General features: G+C 61.9%; 13 protein-coding genes. 10 read left to right on the top strand and 3 right to left on the bottom strand.

The features are described from left to right. Nucleotides 1-51: 51 nt before the first annotated feature. Genes P6U29_RS30025 through P6U29_RS30000 form a run of 6 tightly spaced genes read left to right on the top strand, consistent with a single transcriptional unit; the run spans nucleotide 52 to nucleotide 4,575 of the window. Nucleotides 52-720 carry an amino acid ABC transporter permease gene (locus P6U29_RS30025; protein ID WP_407113972.1) on the top strand — a complete coding sequence of 223 codons (669 nt, stop codon included), beginning with the start codon at nucleotides 52-54 and terminating at the stop codon, nucleotides 718-720. A gap of 10 nt (nucleotides 721-730) precedes the next feature. Further along, nucleotides 731-1,387 (top strand): amino acid ABC transporter permease, encoded by a 657-nt coding sequence (locus P6U29_RS30020; RefSeq protein WP_407113971.1) that lies wholly within the window; start codon nucleotides 731-733, stop codon nucleotides 1,385-1,387. A 50-nt stretch (nucleotides 1,388-1,437) separates the two neighbouring features. Further along, nucleotides 1,438-2,265: a transporter substrate-binding domain-containing protein gene (locus P6U29_RS30015; RefSeq protein ID WP_407113970.1), complete on the top strand. Its 828-nt coding sequence runs from the start codon at nucleotides 1,438-1,440 to the stop codon at nucleotides 2,263-2,265. A gap of 59 nt (nucleotides 2,266-2,324) precedes the next feature. Continuing rightward, complete coding sequence (locus P6U29_RS30010; protein ID WP_407113969.1) at nucleotides 2,325-3,071, top strand: amino acid ABC transporter ATP-binding protein; 747 nt, start codon at nucleotides 2,325-2,327, stop codon at nucleotides 3,069-3,071. A gap of 13 nt (nucleotides 3,072-3,084) precedes the next feature. Then, a complete protein-coding gene (aroQ, locus tag P6U29_RS30005; RefSeq protein ID WP_407113968.1) occupies nucleotides 3,085-3,534 on the top strand; it encodes a type II 3-dehydroquinate dehydratase in 450 nt (149 codons plus the stop codon). 6 nt (nucleotides 3,535-3,540) lie between these two features. Next, entirely contained in the window at nucleotides 3,541-4,575 is a 1,035-nt protein-coding gene (locus tag P6U29_RS30000) for a Gfo/Idh/MocA family protein (protein ID WP_407113967.1), read from the top strand. Nucleotides 4,576-4,624: 49 nt separating this feature from the next. Here P6U29_RS30000 and P6U29_RS29995 read toward each other — a convergent pair whose 3' ends face one another. Both P6U29_RS29995 and P6U29_RS29990 read right to left on the bottom strand, forming a co-directional pair. Then, nucleotides 4,625-5,476 carry an alpha/beta fold hydrolase gene (locus P6U29_RS29995; RefSeq protein ID WP_407113966.1) on the bottom strand — a complete coding sequence of 284 codons (852 nt, stop codon included), beginning with the start codon at nucleotides 5,474-5,476 and terminating at the stop codon, nucleotides 4,625-4,627. A 32-nt stretch (nucleotides 5,477-5,508) separates the two neighbouring features. Beyond that, nucleotides 5,509-6,087, bottom strand: a complete 579-nt coding sequence (locus P6U29_RS29990; protein ID WP_407119454.1) for a TetR/AcrR family transcriptional regulator — start codon at nucleotides 6,085-6,087, stop codon at nucleotides 5,509-5,511. 202 nt (nucleotides 6,088-6,289) lie between these two features. Here P6U29_RS29990 and P6U29_RS29985 point away from each other — a divergent pair, with 202 nt between their 5' ends. Beyond that, nucleotides 6,290-7,396 (top strand): efflux RND transporter periplasmic adaptor subunit, encoded by a 1,107-nt coding sequence (locus P6U29_RS29985; RefSeq protein ID WP_407113965.1) that lies wholly within the window; start codon nucleotides 6,290-6,292, stop codon nucleotides 7,394-7,396. Continuing rightward, a complete protein-coding gene (locus P6U29_RS29980; RefSeq protein WP_407113964.1) occupies nucleotides 7,393-10,503 on the top strand; it encodes an efflux RND transporter permease subunit in 3,111 nt (1,036 codons plus the stop codon). Before P6U29_RS29985 ends, P6U29_RS29980 begins: the two co-directional genes overlap by 4 nt. A gap of 306 nt (nucleotides 10,504-10,809) precedes the next feature. On the opposite strand, the gene P6U29_RS29975 is transcribed toward P6U29_RS29980, so the two are convergent. Beyond that, nucleotides 10,810-11,433, bottom strand: coding sequence for a TetR/AcrR family transcriptional regulator (locus P6U29_RS29975; RefSeq protein ID WP_407113963.1), 624 nt, complete (start codon nucleotides 11,431-11,433; stop codon nucleotides 10,810-10,812). 83 nt (nucleotides 11,434-11,516) lie between these two features. Between P6U29_RS29975 and P6U29_RS29970 the strand changes: the two genes are divergently transcribed. Together P6U29_RS29970 and P6U29_RS29965 are read left to right on the top strand one after the other, a co-directional pair. After that, nucleotides 11,517-12,413, top strand: a complete 897-nt coding sequence (locus P6U29_RS29970) for a crotonase/enoyl-CoA hydratase family protein (RefSeq protein ID WP_407113962.1) — start codon at nucleotides 11,517-11,519, stop codon at nucleotides 12,411-12,413. A gap of 60 nt (nucleotides 12,414-12,473) precedes the next feature. Next, nucleotides 12,474-13,532 carry a hypothetical protein gene (locus P6U29_RS29965; RefSeq protein ID WP_407113961.1) on the top strand — a complete coding sequence of 353 codons (1,059 nt, stop codon included), beginning with the start codon at nucleotides 12,474-12,476 and terminating at the stop codon, nucleotides 13,530-13,532. Nucleotides 13,533-13,619: the final 87 nt, after the last annotated feature.

The following is a 13,619-nucleotide window of genomic DNA, read 5'->3' as shown; positions in this document are numbered from 1 at the left end:
CACCCGGCCGATGGGCGAGCGGCACGCACAACGCCCGAGAGGAAACGCAAGATGGGCTACACGCTCGATTTCTCGGTGGTTTGGCATGCAATGCCCGCGCTGCTGTGGGGGTGCGTGGGTACATTGGGCCTGGCGCTTGCCGGAATGACCCTCGCAATGATCATCGGTGTCGCCGGCGTCGCGGCACGGGATGCGAGAGCAGCTTGGTTGCGTGCCATCGTGATCGGCTTCGTCGAGATCGTGCGCAATACGCCTTTCCTGGTGCAGATCTTCTTTCTGTTCTTTGCTCTCCCGCTCGTCGGATTGAAGCTCAATCCGACAGCTACCGCCATTATCGCACTCGGTGTCAATGGCGGCGCCTACGCGATCGAGATCATCCGCGGCGGGGTGCAATCCATTCACAAGGGACAGGTAGAGGCCGGCTACGCGCTCGGCCTGCACAAAGGACAGGTATTCCGGTTCATCGTGCTCAAGCCCGCGCTTCGCGCGATCTACCCCTCGCTCACGGGGCAGTTCATCATGCTGACGCTGACCTCGTCGATCTGTTCGGCGGTATCGGCCTACGAATTGACGTCGGTTGCGCAGCGCATCGAAAGCGACACGTTCCGCAGCTTCGAGGTCTACTTCTTCGTCACCTTCCTCTACCTCGCGATCTCCTGGCTGTTGATGCTGGGCTTCGCGGTCGTCTCTCACCGCTTCTTCTCGTATCCGACACGCTGAGGGGGCGATCATGACATCGCATTTTGGTTTTCCCGAGTTCGGCTTCCTGCTGCGTGGGCTGCAATGGACGGTGCTGCTCACGCTGGTCGCGTTTGCGGGCGGCTGCACGGCGGGGCTGGCCGTCGCATTGCTGCGCACCTGTGGTCATAAGGGCGTGGAATGGATCACCCGCATCTACATCGGGATATTCCAGGGCACTCCGCTGCTGCTGCAGCTTTTCGTCGTGTATTACGGATTGGCGCTGACCGGGCTGAAGCTCGACGCCTTCGTCGCGGTGGCGATCGGCTTCACCGTGAATGCCTCCGCCTTCCTCGGCGAGATCTGGCGCGGCGCGATACAGGCCGTGCCGCGCGGCCAGACCGAGGCGGCGATGGCGCTCGGACTGCACTATTCGTCCCGCATGCGCGACATCGTGCTGCCGCAGGCGATCCGCATCTCGCTGCCGGCGACCATCGGCTATCTCGTGCAGCTCATCAAGGGCACTTCGCTCGCCGCCATCGTCGGGTTCATCGAACTCGCGCGCGCCGGTCAGATCGTCTCGAACCAGACCTTCCAGCCGTTGCTCGTCTTCGGCGTGGTCGGCGCAATGTATTTCATCCTCTGCTGGCCGCTCTCGTGGTGGGGCAGTCGGATGGAGGCCAGGCTCGCCCTGGCCAATCAAAGGTAGGAACGGCGCACCTACTCAATCAATACAGCATCACCAGGAGGAGGAATTTCATGTTGTTTTCACTCAATCGTCGCCAGTTCGGCATTGCGCTGCTGACGCTCGGGGCAATCGCCGTCGCAGGCAAATCGCAGGCGGGCACTCTGGAAGACGTGAAGAAGAAGGGCGTCGTCGTCATCGGCATTCAGGGCGACAATCCTCCTTGGGGTTATGTCGATAGTTCGGGAAAGCAGGATGGGATCGATGCCGACATGGGGCGCGCCTTCGCTGAATATCTCGGCGTGAAGGCCGAGTTCGTCCCGCTGGCGGTGGCCAATCGTATTCCGGCGCTGACCACAGGCCGTGTCGACATTCTGTTCGCAACCATGGCCATGCTGCCGGAGCGCGCGAAGGCGGTGCAGTATTCCAAGCCGTATGTCGCCAATGAGATCACGCTTGTCGCTGCGCAGGCGACCCCGATCAACAGCAATGCCGACATGGGCAAGTACGTTATCGGCGTTCCGAGGTCCTCCACGCAGGATACCCAGGTCACCAATAGTGCTCCAGCAGGCACTGAAATCCGCAGGTTTGACGATGACGCGGCCACGATCCAGGCGCTGCTCTCCGGTCAGGTGCAAGCCGTCGGTGCAAACAGCTTCTACCCGCAGCGTCTGAACGCCGCAAAGCCGGAGCTGGGGTTCGAGCCCAAGCTTCACTTCACCGCACTGTACAACGGCGCCTGCACCCGCCTGGGCGAGAAGGAGTGGAACGAGACGGCCAACAAGTTCATCGACCAGATCAAGTCCAACGGAAAGTTGGCCGGCTTCTACGCCAAATGGATGAAGGCGCCCGTGCCGACCTTCCCGGACTCGGTCCCCGGTGTCCCCTTCACAGTCCAGTAGCCACTGCGAGCGGCCGACGCGCGATCCGCGTTGGCCGCCGCCCGACGGCGGAGACCAGCATGCAAGACCAGATCCTGATCGAAATGAAGGGCGTGCAGAAGTGGTACGGCGGGTACCAAGCTCTCCGTGATATTGATCTCACCGTCCGCAGAGGTGAAAAGATCGTGCTCTGCGGTCCGTCCGGCTCGGGCAAGTCGACGCTAATCCGTTGCATCAACCGCCTCGAGGCGATCCAGCGGGGCAGTATAGTGGTGAACGGTCACCGGCTCAACGACAGCGTCAAAGCCATCGATGTCGTACGTCAGGACGTCGGCATGGTTTTTCAGAGCTTCAACCTTTTTCCGCACATGACTGTGTTGCAGAACTGTACACTCGCGCCCATTCGCGCGCGCCGCATCGGCAAGGCCGAGGCGGAGGCGACCGCGCGAAAATACCTCGAGCGGGTACGCATCGGTGACCAGGCCGACAAGTATCCGGCTCAGCTTTCGGGCGGTCAGCAACAGCGCGTCGCGATCGCGCGCGCACTCTGCATGCAGCCCAAGGTGATGCTGTTTGACGAACCGACCTCGGCTCTCGATCCCGAAATGGTCAAGGAGGTGCTCGATACGATGATGGGCCTTGCCAACGACGGCATGACCATGATTTGCGTCACCCACGAGATGGGCTTCGCTCGCCAGGTTGCCGATCGGGTCATCTTCATGTCAGAAGGGCAGATCATTGAAGAAGGCGCGCCCGACGCTTTCTTCCGCGAACCACAGCACGCCCGCACCAAGCAGTTCCTTGGCGAGATCCTCGCCCATCACTGAACGGAGTTCTTCGATGAGTCGTCTTGTCTACGTCCTCAACGGGCCGAATCTCAATTTGCTCGGCAAGCGCCAGCCCCACATCTATGGCCACGAGACGCTTGCAGATGTGGAGCGGGATTGTCGAGCACTGGGCCAGGAGCTCGGCCTGGAAGTTCGCTTTCATCAATCCAACAGAGAATACGAGCTCATCGATTGGATCCACGAGGCGCGCGAGACGGCTGCCGGTATCGTGATGAATCCCGCGGCTTTCACCCATACGTCGGTCGCCATCTTGGATGCTTTGAACACGTTCGAGGGGACGGTGATCGAGGTGCACATTTCCAACGTGCACAAGCGCGAGGAATTCCGCCACCATTCGTTTGTGTCTAAACGGGCTGATGGGGTCATCGCTGGCTTCGGCACTCAGGGCTATCTGCTCGGCTTGCGTCGTGTGGCCAAGCTGCTTGATGAGAAGAAGGGATAGCATCGTATGAGTACACCCGTCCGCCTGTCGGTGATGGGAGCCGGTCTCATCGGCAAACGGCACATCGAGCACATTCTCGCGCGGCCGGAGGCGGTACTGTCGTCGATCGTCGATCCGGCGCCGGCGGCACGAGAGCTGGCGGTTTCCCTGAAAGTGGACTGGTTTCCGTCGTTTCAGGACTTGCTCTCCGGAAATCGCCCAGACGGGGTGGTTGTCGCCACCCCCAATCAGATGCACGTGGCCAACGGCATGGATTGTATCGCAGCTCGCATCCCAGCGCTCATCGAGAAGCCGTTAGCGGATGACGTCCTCGCTGCACAGGCCCTGGTCGAGGCCGCCGAGCGGGCGGGCGTGCCGCTGCTCACCGGCCATCATCGCCGCCACAACCCGATGATCCAGCGCGCCAAGGCGGAGATCGACAGCGGCCGGCTCGGCCCGATCGTATCGGTGCATGGCATGTTCTGGCTGATCAAGCCGGACGAGTATTTCGATGTGGCCTGGCGCCGCGAGAAAGGGGCGGGGCCTGTTTTCCTGAATCTCATCCACGACGTCGACCTGCTGCGGTACCTCTGCGGGGAGATCGTGGCGGTGCAAGCTGCCCAATCCAATCGGCTGCGTGGAAATGCGGTCGAAGAGACAGCGGTGATCCTCCTGCACTTCGCCTCCGGCGCGTTGGGAACGGTCAACGTCTCCGACACCATCCAGTCGCCTTGGAGCTGGGAATTCACTACCGGCGAGAACCCGGCCTACAGTCATACGCAGGAGGCGTGTTACCAGATCGGCGGCACGAGGGCATCGCTGGCTATTCCGCAACTCGATCTATGGCATCACCCAAGCCAGGCCAGCTGGTGGGCGCCGATCGAGCGCGAGCGGCTGAGCTACGAGAAGGAAGACCCGCTCGGCCTGCAGATTGCCAATTTCTGCGGGGTCATCCGGGGTACGGCCGAGCCTGTGGTGAGCGGGCGTGAAGGGCTGAAAACCCTCAGAGTGATCGACGCGGTCAAACGCGCGGCGGAAACCGGAGATTTCGTATCGGTTTGATGCCGGAAAGCACGGCCGTTCTTTTGCAGAATGAGCGCGATCATCGCGCTCATTCTGCCGCCAGTATCACGCGAGCCAGCTCCGACGGATTCTCGACAGCCGAAAAGTGACCGGTATTCTCGAGTGTCAACATCTGCGTAGCAGGAATCAGTGACCGCGTGCGTTCGCGTTCATCTGGCCGGGACCAGTCGCTATCGCCATAGATGAGCGTGACCGGGATGGAGATCTGCCGATAATAGTCGCGTGCCTTGCTCCAGGATCGCCAGCCGGCCAGCACCTTGCGTGCGGCCCGCTTGTATCCGGGGCGGCGGGCGACTTTATCGAACTCGGCGAGCAGGTCGGCCGGCAGCTTGCGCGGGTCGTGATAGCCGCCGCCCATGATCTTGCCGAGGATCATCTTGTTCTCGAGCGACGCGTTGATCGCGCCGAGCACCGGGACTTGCAAGCTTCCGATGATGAAATTGGCAAGCCAGTTGCCGCGACGAAGGCCATCGCCGTAGCGGGTCTCGTAGTCGTACGGGTTGATCGCATAAACCCGCTTCACCCGCTGCGGAAGTGACGCTGCCACCGTGAGGGCCAATGCCCCGCCAATCGACTCGCCAACAAGCGTCACGTCCGTGAGGTCCAGCTCCTCAAGGAAACGTATGACGGCCCGCCTGAAGTAGGGTTCGTCGAAGCTCGCGCTCGGATCGATCGATGAGTGTCCGTGGCCCGGCAGGTCAATGGCATAGACCGTGTACGATCCGGCGAGAAGGGGAACGAGACTGCGAAAATATTCGAGCTGCGTCCGGATCGTATGCATGAGCAGCAGCGGCGGCCCGCTGCCGGTCTTTTGAAAGCGCACACTGAGGTTGTCCGACAGCTTGAGCAAACTCGGTTTGGTTTCGCTTATGACGAGCATTTGATCTCTCCAGGGTTTGAGGAGCGCCTCGTTCAAGCGGCCGCGGTAGCGCGGACCTGTGCGGCTGCCGCATCCAGAAGGGCCCGAGCGAGATCGGGGTCGTTGACCACACGCGATAGCGTCACGGCCCCGACCATCGTCGCGAGAATGGCCATGGCCTTGTCTCTGGATGCTTCGTCGCTGTTCTCGGCAATGAAGCGGCCGAGCACCTCAAGATGAGCCTTGATGCCTGCTTCGAACGCCGCTTTCACGTCGGGGCCCTGCCGCGCGGCATCCGCGCCGAGCGCGACGATCGGGCAGCCGTCCATTCTTTCTTCGCGATGGTCAGCGCTGAGGTAGAACCCGATCACTTCGCCGAGCGGATCATCAGGATTGCGCGCAGTCGCCTCCGACCATCGGCCGGAAGCGCTCTCCAATGCGCGCCTGGACGCCTCGACCGCCAAATCCTCTTTTGACGCGAACTGCTTGTAGAAGGCGCCCTGGGTGAGCCCGGCACCCTCCATCAGATCCTTGAGTCCAATGCCGTCAAAGCCGCGCTCCCTGAAGAGGCGACTTGCCACATTGATCACGGTTTGGCGGTTCTCCGCGGCTTGAACGCGACTGACGCGCATCATGGACCTCCATTTGGATTTCAATCGAAATCTATACCTCAAATAGAGGTCGATCGCAATCTATCAAGTGGGGGTGGCTCGCGCCGAGGTCGAGGGCGACCTTAGCGATCACGTTCCTGTCAGCGTCCAAATTTAGATTGCGAGCGAACTCTAACTATATTATAGAGTTCGAACGCAATCTAATTTGCAACAGGAGACCGACATGAAGAGGGGTGTTGCCGTACTGGCCGGTATTTTGATCCCGACGGGGGTAGCCACGTTCGTCAGTCTCGGCATTTTCGCCCCAAAAGCCTCTGCCGTGAGCGACCCCCGGCAGGAACCGCCGATGGTGAGCTTAGTGACGGCCGCGCGGGTGAGTGGATCCGAGCGTGGGTTCACAGGCACCATCGGCGCGCGGGTGGAAAGCAATCTCGGTTTCCGCGTGGCCGGTAAGATCGTCGAGCGGCTGGTGAATGTCGGCGAGCAGGTCAAAGCCGGGCAGCCGCTCATGCGGATCGACGAAACTGACCTGCGCCTGGCACTTGCGGCAAAGCGTAACGCCGTCGCCGCGGCGCGCGCAGTTGTGGTGCAGACGGATGCGGATGAGCGTCGATACGCAAACTTGGTCAGCGACGGATGGACTTCCAAACAGCGCTACGAGCAGGCGAAGGCCGCGTCGGATACAGCCAAAGCGCAGCTCGCCGCGGCCGAAGCCGAAGCAGGGGTCGCCGAGAACCAGGCGACCTATTCCGTCCTGGTGGCGGATGCGGACGGAACGGTCACCCAAACGCTTGGCGAACCCGGCCAAGTGGTCTCCGCCGGCCAGACGGTCGTGCGGCTTGCGCAGTCCGGTCCTCGCGAAGCCGTGGTGGCACTTCCCGAAACCATCCGGCCGGCGATCGGCTCGGTCGCCGAGGCCAGCCTGTATGGGAGCGATGGGCGCCGTTACGCGGCGCATCTCCGCCAATTGTCGGACTCCGCCGATGCGCAGACCCGGACCTACGAGGCCCGCTATGTGCTGGACGGCGAGGCGGCAGCCGCACCGCTTGGCGCGACAGTCACCATTCGGCTTGCAAGCCAGGACAGCCAGGCCGAAGTCCAGGTGCCGCTCGGAGCCGTCCTCGATGACGGCAGGACGACGGGCGTCTGGGTGTTCGACAGCGGCAGCTCGACCGTACGCTTTCGGCCGGTCAAGCTTCTGCGTGTGACCAGCGAAGCAGCGATTATCTCTGGATCGGGCTCGGGTGATGCCATCGTTTCCCTCGGCGCTCACCTCCTGCACGAGGGCGCTCGCGTCAGGACCGTCTCTGAGGGCGGGAGCAAGTCATGAGCTTCAATCTTTCCGCAGTCGCCGTTCGCGAGCGGGCCGCGACTCTGTTCTTTATCATCTTGCTCGCTGCTGCGGGCGCCTACGGATTCTTCAAGCTCGGGCGGGCCGAAGACCCGTCCTTCACCATCAAGACCCTGACGGTCACCACGGTATGGCCGGGCGCGACGGCGCGTGAGATGCAGGACCAGGTCGCCGAAACCTTGGAAAAGCGGCTTCAAGAGTTGACCTGGTACGACCGGGTGGAGACGACCACGCGGCCGGGCTATGCGTACATGACCGTTACGCTGAAGGACAGCACGCCGCCATCGAGCGTGCAGGAAGAGTTCTATCAGGCCCGCAAGAAGCTCGGTGATGAAGCGCGCAAGCTGCCGGCCGGCGTGCTCGGCCCCTTCGTCAATGACGAATATTCGGACGTGAGCTTCGCACTCTACGCCCTCAAGGCGAAGGGCATGCCGATGCGTGAGCTCGCCAGGAAGGCCGAGGCGATCCGCCAGGACCTGCTGCATGTGCCCGGCGTCAAGAAGATCAACATCCTCGGCGAACGTCCCGAGCAGATCTTCGTCGAGTTCTCCTATCCCAAGCTGGCAACTCTCGGCGTGTCGGCACAGGATATCGTTGCCGCCTTGCAGCGGCAGAACACGGTGACCCCGGCAGGCTCGATCGACACAAAGGGGCCACAGGTGTTCATCCGCGTCGATGGCGGTTATGACAGCGTGCAGGCGATCGCCGACACGCCGATCGTTGCTGCGGGGCGAACCTTGAAGTTGTCCGACATCGCTGAGATCCGCCGCGGCTACGAGGATCCTCCCACCTACATCATCCGGCATCAGGGCGAGCCCACGATCATGCTCGCGGCTGTCATGCAGGAGGGCTGGAACGGCCTGGCGCTCGGCAAGGCGCTGGAAGAGCGGTCCGCGGCCCTGGCGCGGACGCTGCCGCTGGGGATGACGCTCGACAAGGTGACCGATCAGGCCGTCAACATCACCTCGGCGGTCGACGAATTCATGATCAAATTCGCCATGGCGCTGGCAGTGGTGCTGCTGGTCAGCCTGCTCAGCCTTGGCTGGCGCGTGGGAATCGTCGTGGCCGCCGCAGTCCCTCTGACGCTTGCGGTCGTGTTCCTCATCATGCTGGAAACGGGCCGGTTCTTCGACCGCATCACGCTCGGGGCTCTCATCCTCGCACTTGGACTTCTCGTGGACGACGCCATCATCGCCATCGAGGTGATGGTGGTGAAAATGGAAGAAGGCATGGATCGCATCAGCGCGGCGGCCTATGCATGGAGTCACACTGCGGCGCCGATGCTCTCGGGCACGCTCGTGACCATCGCAGGGTTTCTGCCGGTCGGTTTCGCGCGCTCGACTGCCGGCGAATACGCCGGCAACATCTTCTGGGTCGTGGGTTTCGCTCTCATCGTCTCCTGGATCGTCGCGGTGATCTTCACGCCTTATCTTGGCGTCAAGATGCTGCCTGCGATCAAGCCGATCGAGGGCGGTCACCTCGCGATCTACGATACGCCAAACTATCGGCGCCTGCGGCGGCTCATCACTTTCGCCGTGCGCCACAAGTTCCTGACCTGCGGCGTCGTGGTCATCGCTTTCGCGCTGTCCGGCCTCGGCATGGGCGCCGTCAAGCAGCAGTTCTTCCCGACCTCCGACCGCCCCGAGGTTCTGGTGGAGGTTCGCCTGCCGGAAGGCACCAGCATCGAGACGACCACCGCCACCGTCGAGAAGCTCGAACGCTGGCTGCATGATCAGGGCGAGGCGAAGATCGTCACCAGCTATGTCGGTCAGGGCGCGCCCCGCTTCTTCTTCGCGATGGCGCCAGAGCTCCCCGATCCAGCCTTTGCCAAGATCGTCGTGCTGACACCGGACGCCGAGGCGCGCGAGGCTTTGAAGCACCGGCTCCGGCAGGCGGTATCACAGGGCCTTGCCCGAGAAGCGTATGTGCGGGTCACCCAGCTCGTATTCGGACCTTACACGCCGTTCCCGGTGGAGTTTCGGGTGATGGGGCCCGATCCCGCGAAATTGTACGCGATCTCTGAAAAAGCCGTCGAGGTCATGCGTGGCGTTGCTGACGTGAGGCAGGCAAATCGCGACTGGGGCAATCGCACACCGGTGCTCCGCTTCATTCCGGATCAGGATCGGCTGAACCTGATCGGCCTCTCGCCAGCGGAGGTGGGCCGTCAGCTCCAGTTCCTCCTCACCGGCATCGCCGTGACGCAGGTCCGCGAGGACATTCGCAACGTCCCGATCGTCGCCCGCAGCGCCGGCGGCGAGCGACTGGATCCGACGCGGCTGGCCGACTTCTCGCTGATGAGCCGAGACGGCCGTGCGATTCCGCTCGACCAGATCGGCCATTCGGAAGTCCAGCTTGAAGAGCCGATCCTGAAGCGCCGCGATCGCACGCCTGCCATCACGATTCGTTCGGACATCAATGAGGCCACGCAGCCCCCCGAGGTCTCCAAGGACATCATGAAAGCCCTTCAGCCGCTGATCGCATCCCTTCCGGCCGGCTATCGCATCGAGACGGGTGGCTCGATCGAGGAGGCCACGAAGGCCAATGACGCGCTGGCGACCGTCTTCCCCGCCATGATTGCCGCAACGCTGATCGTCATCATGCTTCAGGTCAGATCCTTTTCGATGATGGCCCTCGTCGTGCTGACCGCACCGCTTGGTCTGGTCGGTGTCGTGCCCGCCTTGCTCATCTTCAACCAGCCCTTCGGATTCAACGCGATTTTGGGGCTGATCGGACTGGCGGGGATCCTGATGCGCAACACGCTGATCCTGACCGAACAGATCAAGGAGAACCGCGCAGCAGGTCTCGACGACTATCACGCCGTCATCGAGGCGACGGTGCAGCGGACGCGGCCCGTGATCCTGACCGCGCTTGCTGCCGTGCTGGCGTTCATCCCATTGACGCATTCCGTCTTCTGGGGATCGATGGCCTACACGCTGATCGGCGGCACTGCGGTCGGAACGGTCCTGATTCTGCTGTTCCTTCCCGCGCTTTATGCCGCGTGGATCCGGATCAATCCAACCGCAGATGATATCCACGATGTTGCGTGCGAGAAGCCGGAATTACGGCCGGCACTGGCTGCCGAGTAGGGCTGTGTCGATCCGATGAATCGTCCGCTCCGAAGGGGGATAGATTCCGACGAGGCCCGCGCGCGCATCCTCGGAGCGGCGGAGGAGCATTTCCGCCGCGTCGGTTACCACAGGAGGTCCGGTGGCCGATATCGTCGCTGACCTCGGCATGAGTCCGGCGAATAGCTACCGCTTCTTTCCATCCAGGGATGCAATCAACGCGTCCGTCTGTGCACGTCTCATGAACGAGTTCGCAGACCCTGCCTTGGCGATCGCACGCACGGAAGCGGCCCGGGCGGTCAGATCGGCGTTCATGTCCACCGTTTTTCACTTCTGTCGCTTCTTCTTTTTGGTCTCGAGCAGGGTTCGCATCGCGTCGGCCCACATCGCTACAAGTCGCTCGCGTGCTCCCGCAGAGCTTCGAAGGTTCTCGGAAATCGCGAGTCCTCTGATGAAATGGAGCGTCAGCGCGATGACGTCGTCGTAGGCCTCGGAATCCGTCCACTCGCCGAAGAGCTGGACATAAACGCGCTCGAGATCGTGTCGGGCACCGCGCTCTGCCGCCGTCAATGCCTGTTTCAAGGCAGCATCGGTGCGAGCCACCGCCCAGAGCTCCAACTCGGCGAGATAGGCTGGCTGGCGCGCAGCGAATGCAAGCGCCTCGACGGCAGCAACCAGAGTGTCAGCCGGCCCCGCGCCTGCGCGCCCCTGCGAGACGGCCTTCTCGTTCCGGCTGACAAGTTCGGCGACGCTCGCAGCCAAAAGAGAGGCGTGCGTGGGAAAGTGATGAAGAAGGGCGCCGCGGCTGACTTCTGCCCGATGCTGTACCGCGAGCGTTGTCGTGCCGGCGACGCCGAGGTCGATCAGGCAATCTACGGCGGCGTTCAGAATCCGCGATCGTGTGGTCTCGGCCGGTCCGTCGGGAGCTCCGGTCTTCGCTGGACTTGGCATTCTGTCCCTCAACAGTCAGTATTGACTGTAGCACGATAGTTGTTACAGTCAATGCTGACTGTTCATACATCCGCGAGGTTACGATGCCGAATTTCTCGAGTCTCAGTATCGCAGTCCGCGAGGACGCACCGAACATCGCCCGTCTCGTCCTCGACCGCCCGGGTCGGTTCAACGCCATCGACGACGCGATGCCCGAAGAGATCCGGGCGGCGGTCGAGTGGGCGGAGAAGAATGACGACGTGCACGTTGTCGTGATCGAAGGCGCAGGCAAGGGGTTCTGCGGCGGGTATGATCTCGTCGCCTATGCCGAGAGCGAGATCGAGCACCCGTGCCAGCAGGAGAGCGAGCCTTGGGACCCCATGGTCGATTACGCGTTCATGAAGAAGAATACCGAGAACTTCATGAGCTTGTGGAAGTGCTCCAAGCCGACCATCGCCAAGATTCACGGCGCGGCGGTCGCCGGGGGCAGCGATATCGCGCTCTGCTGCGACCTGATCGTGATGGCGGAGGATGCTCGGATCGGCTACATGCCGACGCGCGTATGGGGATGCCCTACCACCGCGATGTGGACGTTCAAGCTCGGACCTGCGCGCGCCAAGGAGATGATGTTCACCGGGAACATGATCGACGGCCGCAAGGCGGCGGAGTGGGGGCTGGCGAACGTCTGCGTTCCGGTGGAGCAACTCGAGGCCGAGACGCGAAAGCTCGCCGACCGGATTGCCGGCGTTCCGAAGAGTCACCTCGCCATGCACAAGATGGTCGTCAATCAGGTCATGCTGACCATGGGTCTCGAGCAGACGCAGTCGCTTGCGACACTGTTTGACGGCATCACGCGTCATAATCCTGAGGGCTTGTGGTTCAGGCGGTACGCGCAGAGGCACGGTTTCAAGGCGGCCATCGAATGGCGTGACAGCGGCCGCCCGATCCCGGAACGCGACGAGGCGCGCAGGTTGATTCGCGAAATGAAGGGTCGTGACTGACGCCGTCAGGAGCGCGAGCGACGTCGGCCCCATTCATCGAGGAACGTCCGGGAGAAACGAATGAGTATTAAGAACAGTACATCGGATGACGTGCAGGCCTATCGTGCGGTCGAGCGGATTTATCACTCGTATCTTACGGGTCTCATCCTTCATCTCTCGTCGCGCGCCGGGGCGGCTCGCGCGGCTGAGATCGTGTTCAGAATGTTTCGCCGCCAGCAAGCGACCCATTTCGTCGCGAGCCTCAAAAAGCTCGGTTTGGACGGGTTGCCCCATGCGGTCGCCAGCGCGCAGTACAACTACCTCGCCAATCAGGTTGGTGGCGTAAAGGTCGAATATGTCTATGAAAGCGACAAGAAGGCATGGATACGCTATCCGCCTCCTCGGTGGCTTTGGCATGGCACCGCGATCTGCGGAATTCCCTCGGAAGTCTCTCGCGGGATGCTCAGGGGATGGCACGGCAACAACGGCGTGGTTCTCGGTAACCCTCGCCTCGGCTTCGTCTGCACGGGACAGACCGTCGACGGGCAGCCTGGCCTGGAGGGATATTACCGGGAGTACGATCATGACCTTTCTCCGGAAGAGCGGCTGCAATTTTCGCCCGGAGAGCGATGCCCTCCATTCAGGCCAGAACTTGCGCCGCGCCTTCCCGAAACCAATTGGCCAGAAAGTCGCTTGAGAAAGGCCCTCCGCAATTACGCGATGGACTATATCACTTCGATCCTGCCTGAAGTGATGTCGGTGCTCGGACCGGCCGAGGGAGGTCACTTGGGAGGTTTAGCTGCTCGATTGATCGGCATGCACACGTTTGACGATGTTGCGTCCATGCTCGGTGGAGTGGACCGAGGTGTCGCAGGTTTTGCAACCGCACTTACGAGGCTGTTACGTGGCCAAGGCGATGACGCAGAGATGCATCTTGAAGGTAGCACGGCGATCGTAAGACAAACGACGTGGCGCCTCATGTCTGGCAGGGAGCAAATGTCTCCCGCCATATTCGATGCGTGGAATGAACTGTGGCTGGGCGCTGCACTGGCCCACGATCGTTTCATGCGCGTCACCCTGATCAGCCGCCGGGATGCCGGCGATCCGGTCTGGGCATGGGAGATTCGACAGGACCATTGAATGAAGTGACCTGAATCAACCAGCTTGTGGAAACGCGAGCGATCCTATAATCGGGTTGGGAGCGACCTTGAACAAATTCAATTGCAT

The sequence above is a fragment of the Bradyrhizobium sp. LMG 9283 genome (assembly GCF_045571415.1).
Classification (GTDB): Bacteria; Pseudomonadota; Alphaproteobacteria; order Rhizobiales; family Xanthobacteraceae; genus Bradyrhizobium.
The sequence above is the reverse complement of the archived record's forward strand: the minus strand, read 5'-3'. Positions and strand labels throughout refer to the sequence as shown.

Coding starts and splice junctions, on each gene's coding strand:
- aroQ (WP_407113968.1), top strand. CDS start 3,085: ATGAGTCGTCTTGTCTACGTCCTCAACGGGCCGAATCTCAATTTGCTC.
- P6U29_RS30015 (WP_407113970.1), top strand. CDS start 1,438: ATGTTGTTTTCACTCAATCGTCGCCAGTTCGGCATTGCGCTGCTGACG.
- P6U29_RS30025 (WP_407113972.1), top strand. CDS start 52: ATGGGCTACACGCTCGATTTCTCGGTGGTTTGGCATGCAATGCCCGCG.
- P6U29_RS29980 (WP_407113964.1), top strand. CDS start 7,393: ATGAGCTTCAATCTTTCCGCAGTCGCCGTTCGCGAGCGGGCCGCGACT.
- P6U29_RS29970 (WP_407113962.1), top strand. CDS start 11,517: ATGCCGAATTTCTCGAGTCTCAGTATCGCAGTCCGCGAGGACGCACCG.
- P6U29_RS29990 (WP_407119454.1), bottom strand. CDS start 6,087: ATGCGCGTCAGTCGCGTTCAAGCCGCGGAGAACCGCCAAACCGTGATC.
- P6U29_RS30000 (WP_407113967.1), top strand. CDS start 3,541: ATGAGTACACCCGTCCGCCTGTCGGTGATGGGAGCCGGTCTCATCGGC.
- P6U29_RS29965 (WP_407113961.1), top strand. CDS start 12,474: ATGAGTATTAAGAACAGTACATCGGATGACGTGCAGGCCTATCGTGCG.
- P6U29_RS30020 (WP_407113971.1), top strand. CDS start 731: ATGACATCGCATTTTGGTTTTCCCGAGTTCGGCTTCCTGCTGCGTGGG.
- P6U29_RS29985 (WP_407113965.1), top strand. CDS start 6,290: ATGAAGAGGGGTGTTGCCGTACTGGCCGGTATTTTGATCCCGACGGGG.
- P6U29_RS29995 (WP_407113966.1), bottom strand. CDS start 5,476: ATGCTCGTCATAAGCGAAACCAAACCGAGTTTGCTCAAGCTGTCGGAC.
- P6U29_RS30010 (WP_407113969.1), top strand. CDS start 2,325: ATGCAAGACCAGATCCTGATCGAAATGAAGGGCGTGCAGAAGTGGTAC.
- P6U29_RS29975 (WP_407113963.1), bottom strand. CDS start 11,433: ATGCCAAGTCCAGCGAAGACCGGAGCTCCCGACGGACCGGCCGAGACC.